The organism is Methylibium sp. T29, from assembly GCF_000576205.1.
Taxonomy (GTDB): domain Bacteria; phylum Pseudomonadota; class Gammaproteobacteria; order Burkholderiales; family Burkholderiaceae_C; genus Methylibium; species Methylibium petroleiphilum.
Genome location: NZ_AZND01000435.1, coordinates 1 through 1,712, shown reverse-complemented (window position 1 = coordinate 1,712; position 1,712 = coordinate 1). Strand labels below are relative to the sequence as shown.

Below are 1,712 nucleotides of genomic sequence, written 5' to 3'. Positions count from 1 at the left end.
GCCACGCGCTTGAGCGCGCCGAGGGCGTCGCCGGCGGCCAGGGCGCGTGCGGCGGCGGCGATCAGGGAGTCCATCGGGGCAGGGTACAGCGCGGAGCGACCGGGCCCGCGCCAGGGCCGGAGCCCGGGGGTTCTAGGAACTTGCCTCTAGATTGCTGCAACGCAACAAATCCGTGCCCCATTCGCCGATTCTTTCAGTAAGATGAGGTCATGCTGCATCGCAGCAAAATCTGTCCACCCCTCACCCCGATCGACTGGAGCTTCCCATGCTGAACACCGAACAATTCGCCGCCACGAACAAGGCCAACTTCGAAGCCATGATGGGCCTGACCGCCAAGGCCTTCCAGGGCGTCGAGCAGCTCACCGCGCTCAACCTGCAGGTCGCGAAGGCCGGCCTCGACGAAGTGGCCGAAACCGGGCGGGCCGCGCTGTCGGCGAAGGACCCGCAAGCCCTGCTGGCGCTGCAGGCCGCCCCGCTGCAGGCCGCGGCCGAAAAGGCCTCCGCCTATGGCAAGCAGGTGTACGGCATCGTCGCCGGCTTCAAGGCCGACGTGGAGAAGCTCGCCGCCGAGCAGGCCGCTGCGGCGCAGAGTTCGTTCGTCGCCCTGGTCGAGTCCGCCGGCAAGAACGCGCCCGAAGGTGCGAGCAACGGCATCGCGCTGTTCAAGTCGTCGCTGGCGACCCTGAACAACGCCGTCGACGGTCTGCAGAAGGCCAGCCGCCAGGCCGCCGAGACCGCCGAAGCCAACTACGCCGCCGTGACCGGTCGGTGATCAAGGCCGCCAAGACCAAGCGCGGTTGAGCCTGGCAAGAGCGTGCCATGAGCGCCTCGTCGCTGCGGCTGCAGCTCGGCCTGGAGGATCTTCTCGGAGACCTCCGGCACGCGCGCAGGAGCGGCGACCTGGGCCGACTGGCCCTGCTCCTGTACTGTGAAGTCCGGCGCTGGGCCCGCATGGCCGGTGAGCACCAGCTCGCCGAGCATTCGTCGGCGCTGTTCCTGCAGGGCCCGCACACCGGCCGCGAGGAGTTCCTCGCGCAGGTCGACGACCTGATCGTCGAGCTGGAGAACGCGCACCCCGGGTACGCCCGAAGCGCGTTGCTCGACCCCGCCGCCAGGCCCCCGGGCGAGAGCCCCGTGGCGGCGCGGCCCGCCGAACACTGACGACACCGTCCCTCACGTTTCGTCACAGGGCCCGCCGCTAGACTGCCCTCCGTTCAGGTCTTCTTCTTTCTCTTCAAGGCGGGCTCGCGATGCGGATCCACAGGCTCTCCTTTTCTCTGTGCACCGGCGCCGCCGTGCTGCTCTGTGGTGTCAGCGGCGTGGCCGGTGCGGCGCAGAGCTGCGAGCAGCTGCGCGAGCGCATCGACGCGAAGGTGCGCGCCTCGGGCGCCACGCACTACACGGTCACCACGGTCGATGCCGATGCCGCGGTCGGCGCCTCCGCCAAGGTGGTGGGCCGCTGCGAGCTGGGCACGAAGAAGATCGTCTACACGCGTGGCGAGGAGGGCTCCGTGGCTGCGGCTCCCGCGCCCACGGTCACGGACCGGCCGCGCGGCGAGCCCCTCCTCACCGAGTGCAAGGACGGCTCGGTGTCGGTGGGAGGCGACTGCAGGAAGTAGCCGGGCGCCGGCCTCAGCGCTGCGGCGGCAGCAGCAGTGCTTCGAGCACGGCCGCTGCGCGCAGGCACTCGGCATCGGCGCCGCGCGCGCCGG

The 1,712-nt window shown here is 70.4% G+C and carries 3 protein-coding genes; all 3 read left to right on the top strand.

The annotated features are described in order from the left end of the window. Positions 1 to 265: 265 nt before the first annotated feature. Complete coding sequence (gene phaP, locus x551_RS21800; protein WP_036236294.1) at positions 266 to 772, top strand: TIGR01841 family phasin; 507 nt, start codon at positions 266 to 268, stop codon at positions 770 to 772. 47 nt (positions 773 to 819) lie between these two features. Beyond that, positions 820 to 1,161, top strand: a complete 342-nt coding sequence (locus x551_RS21795; RefSeq protein WP_036236292.1) for a hypothetical protein — start codon at positions 820 to 822, stop codon at positions 1,159 to 1,161. 134 nt (positions 1,162 to 1,295) lie between these two features. After that, entirely contained in the window at positions 1,296 to 1,619 is a 324-nt protein-coding gene (locus x551_RS21790; RefSeq protein WP_036251372.1) for a DUF1161 domain-containing protein, read from the top strand. Positions 1,620 to 1,712: the final 93 nt, after the last annotated feature.

Bases quoted from the DNA above. Each gene is read 5' to 3' on its own strand.
- phaP (WP_036236294.1), top strand. From the start codon at position 266: ATGCTGAACACCGAACAATTCGCCGCCACGAACAAGGCCAACTTCGAA.
- x551_RS21795 (WP_036236292.1), top strand. From the start codon at position 820: ATGAGCGCCTCGTCGCTGCGGCTGCAGCTCGGCCTGGAGGATCTTCTC.